The following is a 6,131-nucleotide window of genomic DNA, read 5'->3' as shown; positions in this document are numbered from 1 at the left end:
GCCACGGTTAATGTCAAATTGCCTGATCGTTTTATACCCCGTATCTTCCTTGATCTGTAAAGTAACATTGGATACCATACTATGAAGCGCCGGATATATAGTTAAGCTCTGTGCTTTATATTCAACAGGGAAATCTATATCGATCTGTTGTTGTCCTTTAGCATCGAAGTTGATAGCCCGGATAGTATCTGTATTAGTAAGGAGGTCCAGATCGGCAAGCAGGGGACTGGAACTGAGTTTGGGTAAGGGGGTGTTTAGTTGTCGCGGGGCTTTAAACGCAATGACACGTACATCCTGAAACTCGCTGATCGGTTTCTCTAATTTCAATATCACTTCCTTGCCGCCCTGTATTGTCACCTGCGATGATATCAGGTAACGCATAGCCTGTTCCGGTTTCACCCAGGGGCCGCCTGACTGGCTCCATCCGGGCCCATTGAATATGCCGATCTCAATACCCAGTTCGCCGGCAGTTTTTAGTGTGGTATGCATAATATCCCACCATTCATCTGAAAAGAGTTTTACTTTTCCATAAGGTGGATTATTAGGGTCTAATCCTATATTTCCTATGAAGGCGCGATTGATCCCTACCTTTTTCATGGCCTGTAAATCTTTAATGACACCTTCTTTTGAGATGTTATCAGAAAGCCAGTACCAGTATATGCTGGTCTGAATGGTGTCCGGCGGTAATTTGAATCCTTTCTCAATTCCGGCTACATGATAACTACAGGAGTCTGAGAGGACAACAGACGAGACAAAGAATAAAATGCGATAGATGTTTTTCGTAACGGGCATCATACAATATATAAAAAAGGGGAGAATAGTAAAAATGCTTTGAGTTAACTTTATAACATTGGCTACTTTTTAAACCTGAATAAATGTATCTGTATAATGAAGAGCAGATAGTGCCGAAATATGCATTTGAACCAGACAGTGTTGTTGGTAATCAGATGGTCCGTATTGCCAAGGGGGATAGTGTTACTAATTATATGAAGGCTGATTTCTTAATACCTCACCGGAAAGACTACTATTTTATGGCTTTCATAAAAATGGGTAGTAGTCGTCACTGGATAGATATGACACCCTATGATCTGAAATCCAATACATTTTATTTCACTGTTCCTCACCAGGTTCATCTAAAGGAAGAATCGAAGCCTGTTACAGGTATGACCATCAGCTTTAGTCATGATTTCCTGGCTTCAGATAATAATGGGGTATTAAAGGATTTACCTATCATTCAAAATCCGTATGATGGTCATGAGTTGTCTTTAAGTGATCAGGATCTGATATTTGTAGAGGATATTCTGGAAAAGATCCATACGGAATATCATGCTAAGCATTCATGGCAGCATAATATGCTGATGGCTTACATGAAAATCTTACTTATTTATTTAAGCAGATTATATACTGAACAATTTAGCGCAGCAGAACAATTGCCGGATAAAGTATTATTGAAAAGATATCTTTCTAAAATTGACGAATCCTATACTACTTCACATGAAGTAAACGCATATGCAGAAATGTTAAACATTTCAGCAGGCCATTTAAGCGAACTGGTGAAGGAGCAAAGTGGTAAGCCTGCTATTATGCATATTCATGAACGCTTGATATTAGAGGCCAAAAGATTACTTTTTCATACTGATTATGCTATTAAAGAGATCGCTTATCATTTAGGTTTTGAAGATGCCTCTTACTTCAACAGGTTCTTTAAACGGCTTACCAACTATACGCCAGTGGCCTATCGGGACAACTTCCGTGAAATGTACCATTGATACCACTCAGAGTCCTGTCCGGGATTCAGCGGCAGTTATAATTTTGCCTGTAAATAAAAATATATGAAAACAGCACTTATAACAGGAGCCAATAAAAGTATCGGATTTGAAACAGCCAGGCAATTAGCAAAGAAAGGTTACTTCGTTTATCTCGGCAGCCGGGACATTAAAAAAGGGGAAGAAGCTGTAGCCCAATTGAAAGGTGAAGGGTTGACACAGTTGGAAGCTGTTCAGATTGATGTAAGTAATAAAGAATCAATCAATGCAGCTCGGCATGCTATTAGTAAAAAGATAACCTCACTTGATCTGCTGATAAATAATGCAGGTATCCTGGGAAGCCTTCCTCAAGACCCTGCTACTACAGAGACTGCAAAGATCCGTGAAGTATTTGACACTAATTTTTTCGGTACCATTGATGTAACACTGGCATTCCTTGATCTACTCAGGAAGTCAGTACAGCCGGTAATTGTGAATGTTACATCCGGACTGGCATCACTTACAAATCACAGTGATCCATCCTGGCAGTATTATGCTTTTAAAGGAGCCAGTTACGGGCCTTCAAAAACGGCATTGAATGCTTATACCATTGCATTGGCTTATGAATTACGTGATACTTTCAGAATTAATGCGGTAGATCCGGGATATACTGCAACAGACTTTAACCAGCATCACGGACATGGGAGTGTAGAGGGGGCTGCGGAGTTTCTTGTTAAGTATGCAACGATAGGAGCTGATGGCCCTACTGGTAAATACTTTAGTCGTGATGCCGAAGGGGAAGTGTATCCGTGGTAATGCATTAAAAAGGGTGTATCGGGAATACACCCTTTCTTTTATTTATACAATTCGTTCTTCAATCTTTTTGCCAGCAATCCTGTCGCTGCCTCAGGGTCGATATCTGCTACAATTACGCCCGGTTTTCCGTAAGTTTCATGAATAATGCAACGGCCATCCGGGGCTATTATTGCACTGCCAGAGTCCGGATAAAGGGAAGCATAATTAGAACTGGCAAAGTATATCGTATTCTCCAACGCCCGCATCATCATGGCCTTTTCGTAGTAAGGATTGTCTTTGTTTCCCCATTCAGTGAGTTGTACACCACTGATATTACTGCCACCAAAATGAGGATGGAAGACAATCTTTGCGTCACGACGGGCAGCCCATCTCACAGATTCGGGATAGCGGAAGCCTTCATGACAGATGACAATTCCAAACTTCACTCCATTCACTTCAAAAATACTACGCTCAGCACCCGGAATCCATATGTTATCTTCTGAAGGATCTAATTGATTTTTGGTTTGATAACCTAACACCTCTCCGGTGGCGGATACCACATGAGCGATGTTCAGCAGCCCATCCGGATGATGCCAGTCCATCGGTACAATGATAGCGATAGAATTATCCGCTGCTATTTTACATACACTATCCAACGCAGCCTGTAACTTTTCAGGTTCACGCTGATCTTCTGCATATCCCATTCCTGGATATCCGGGAATATAAGATTCAGGAAAACAAATAATTTCAGCCTGCTGAGCAGCGGCATCTTTCACCAGCTTTTCAAGCCAGTATAAACCTTCACTGATAGATGCCGGGATCGGAGGAGAAGCTATCGCTACTTTCATAAGTTATGAATTGGATTAGGCTTTTCAAATTTACAAATTCAGTTTTGATAGTGCAATAATCTTGCAAAATCAGTAATTTGATGCGCAAATGGGTTACAAAGAATACCTTCCTCATCCAGCTTTGCGAAGCTATATAGATGCCTACTGGACTTTCAGTGTCGGTGAGGAGATAAGCCCTTACACTTATCGCATACTACCAGACTGCTGTGCCGATATTATCTACAATATGGGTACAACTGTGTATGGTGCAAACGGGCATACGGTAATGCTGCCTGAAGAAAGCTACCTGGTTGGGACGATGACTACTTTCAGGGACAGTATCCGCCAGTCCGGATCATCCACCATCGGTATCCGTTTTAAACCGGGAAGTATCGCCGCTTTTTACAGCCTGGATTTGAAAGAAGCTACCAATCAGGCTGTTCCTTATGAGGATAAACAGCTTGCTGAAATTATCCATCAACGGAAAGATGTAAAAAGAAAGCTGGACAGCTATTTCCTGAAAAAGCTGCATACACCGTATTTACCGATAACCGCTGTGATGGAAGACATCTCCGCATATAAAGGACAGCTCAGCGTTGCAGACCTTCTCAGCAGGCATGCGATGAGTGAAAGAAAACTGGAACGGATTTTTAAACAACACACGGGCGTGAGTATTAAAGGGATGATACGACTGGTAAGATTTACAAACGTGCTGCATACCATTAAAAATAACAATGGTGTAAACCTCACCAGCATCGCTTATGCAGCCGGTTATTACGATCAGGCACATTTGTGTAATGAAGTAAAATCCTTTACCGGTCTTACCCCGGCTCAGTTATAAATTTGCCGGATTTTTCCAAGTTCCCGTACATGCGGAGTCATAATTTTGAGGCAAAAAAAACAAGACATGGAATCATTATCGCCTAACATCTATGTTCATGATATGAACAATACCATTGCATTCTACCGGATCTTAGGATTCAGCCCTGTTATGACAGTCCCTGAAAACGGAGAAAATCCTGTTTGGGCAATGATGAAAAACGGCAATGTTACCCTGATGTTCGAATCCTTTAAAAGCATAGAAGGCCGCCTGCCAGAGATCAGCAGAACAGATGGTGGTTCTCTTCTTTTATATATAAACGTAAAAGATATCCGGGGCCTTTTTGCATCAATAAAGGATAAAGTAACAGTGCTGAGCGGACTGGAAAAGACCTTCTACGGAGCTACGGAATTCGTTATCAAGGATTGTAATGGTTACGTACTCTCCTTTGCCGAACACGAATAAATAATCGAATTTAATCATTATAAACTGTTTATTAATAGTGTAATCTATTGATAAACAGTTTTTTGTGTTAATATATAGCCTTCCTGCATGTGTTAGCAAAAAGTTATATTACCCGCTCACCCAGCATGATTTTTGCTTAAAGGTAAAATCTCATTACTTTTAATAGGCAACTGTAGCCAAAAGCAGGGCTGACAGACTCATAAACCCAATTATTAAATGATCAGTTACAAGCACTTTTCATTTGACTTATGGCTAACTTTAATTAAATCTCATCCTTCGTTTAAACAGGAGAGAAACAGGTTCTTTTTTGATAATTTTAATCAGAAAAACAAATCCCTGGAAGAAGTAACACAGATATTCCGGCAGGTAGATCTGATGTGTAATGCGATTAATGAGAAAACAGGCAATAACCTGGAAGCAGAAGAAATGTACCTCATGGTCATTAGTGCCATGAACGATCATACATATGCTTTTCATGATATTGATCTGAAAGCATTGTATAATGAAATGGAACAGCTTGTTTTTAAATACCTGCCTGTTATTTATTGCAGCAATACTTCAGATGCATTATGCCGGTTAAAGGATGGGAATAATACACTCAGTCTGCTTAGCAACACCGCTTTTATCAAGGGAAGTACGTTGAGGGAAGTTCTGAAAAGATTAAATATCCACGACTTATTCGACTTTCAATTGTATTCTGATGAGGTAGGAATGTCGAAACCCAATAAGGAATTATTCCAGCTTATGATAAGAACAGTTGTGGCAAACAGGAAAGAAGACATGCTGGATTTAAAAGAGATCATTCATGTGGGAGACAACGTTAAAGCCGATATAGAAGGCGGAAGCGTAGCAGGTATCAGTACATTGCTGATAAATTCCAATAACAAAACTATTTTAAGTTTATTTAACTAAAAGTCTATAACATGGCTATTAACTTGCAAAAGGGACAAAGAGAAACAATCAATTCCCCAAAATTTACAATTGGTTTAGGCTGGGATACTAACAGTTCTTCAACGGGCACTGGCTTCGATCTGGATGCTTCTGTTTTTATTTTAGGAGAAAATAAAAAGATACTTTCTGATCAGCATTTTGTTTTTTATAATAACACTAAATCTCCAGATGGTGCTGTACATCATACCGGCGATAATCTTACCGGTGAAGGTGCTGGCGATGATGAACAAGTGATCGTAGATCTTTCCAAAATTGATGCACAGGCTACTGAAATATGCATAGTGGTAACTATCCACGAAGCAGAAAGCCGGAGACAAAACTTTGGTCAGGTAAGGAACTCATTCGTACGCATCTTCGATTCTGTGACCAATGAAGTACTGCTGAAATATGAACTGGAAGAGGATTTCTCCATAGAAACAGCAGTAGAATTCGGAAGGATCTACAAACGTAATAACGAATGGAAATTTGAAGCAGTCGGCGTAGGTATGAAAGGAGGGCTGCAGGATTACTTAAATAAATATAACTAAG

Annotated in this window: 8 protein-coding genes; 6 read left to right on the top strand and 2 right to left on the bottom strand. The window is 40.2% G+C overall.

Annotated elements, in window-relative coordinates:
* On the bottom strand, positions 1 to 795 hold a 795-nt coding region (locus tag GO495_RS24480), incomplete at its 3' end, for a glycosyl hydrolase (protein ID WP_276611837.1).
* A gap of 80 nt (positions 796 to 875) precedes the next feature.
* On the opposite strand from GO495_RS24480, the gene GO495_RS24475 reads away from it, so the two are divergent.
* Positions 876 to 1,769 carry an AraC family transcriptional regulator gene (locus GO495_RS24475; RefSeq protein WP_157302577.1) on the top strand — a complete coding sequence of 298 codons (894 nt, stop codon included), beginning with the start codon at positions 876 to 878 and terminating at the stop codon, positions 1,767 to 1,769.
* A 63-nt stretch (positions 1,770 to 1,832) separates the two neighbouring features.
* Entirely contained in the window at positions 1,833 to 2,561 is a 729-nt protein-coding gene (locus tag GO495_RS24470) for an SDR family oxidoreductase (protein ID WP_157302576.1), read from the top strand.
* A gap of 38 nt (positions 2,562 to 2,599) precedes the next feature.
* Here the strand turns inward: GO495_RS24470 and GO495_RS24465 are convergent, their stop codons facing one another.
* Positions 2,600 to 3,388, bottom strand: coding sequence for a carbon-nitrogen hydrolase family protein (locus tag GO495_RS24465; RefSeq protein ID WP_157302575.1), 789 nt, complete (start codon positions 3,386 to 3,388; stop codon positions 2,600 to 2,602).
* 88 nt (positions 3,389 to 3,476) lie between these two features.
* On the opposite strand from GO495_RS24465, the gene GO495_RS24460 reads away from it, so the two are divergent.
* From GO495_RS24460 to GO495_RS24445, 4 genes are all read left to right on the top strand, one after another.
* Complete coding sequence (locus GO495_RS24460) at positions 3,477 to 4,208, top strand: helix-turn-helix domain-containing protein (protein WP_157302574.1); 732 nt, start codon at positions 3,477 to 3,479, stop codon at positions 4,206 to 4,208.
* A gap of 66 nt (positions 4,209 to 4,274) precedes the next feature.
* The gene (locus GO495_RS24455; protein ID WP_157302573.1) at positions 4,275 to 4,652 is read left to right on the top strand and encodes a VOC family protein; all 378 of its coding nucleotides are present in this window, start codon (positions 4,275 to 4,277) and stop codon (positions 4,650 to 4,652) included.
* A 216-nt stretch (positions 4,653 to 4,868) separates the two neighbouring features.
* Positions 4,869 to 5,564 carry an HAD family hydrolase gene (locus GO495_RS24450; protein ID WP_157302572.1) on the top strand — a complete coding sequence of 232 codons (696 nt, stop codon included), beginning with the start codon at positions 4,869 to 4,871 and terminating at the stop codon, positions 5,562 to 5,564.
* An 11-nt stretch (positions 5,565 to 5,575) separates the two neighbouring features.
* Positions 5,576 to 6,130 (top strand): TerD family protein, encoded by a 555-nt coding sequence (locus GO495_RS24445; RefSeq protein ID WP_157302571.1) that lies wholly within the window; start codon positions 5,576 to 5,578, stop codon positions 6,128 to 6,130.
* Position 6,131: the final 1 nt, after the last annotated feature.

The organism is Chitinophaga oryziterrae, assembly GCF_009758125.1.
GTDB lineage: Bacteria > Bacteroidota > Bacteroidia > Chitinophagales > Chitinophagaceae > Chitinophaga > Chitinophaga oryziterrae.
This window is presented reverse-complemented; position numbering and strand designations above follow the sequence as displayed.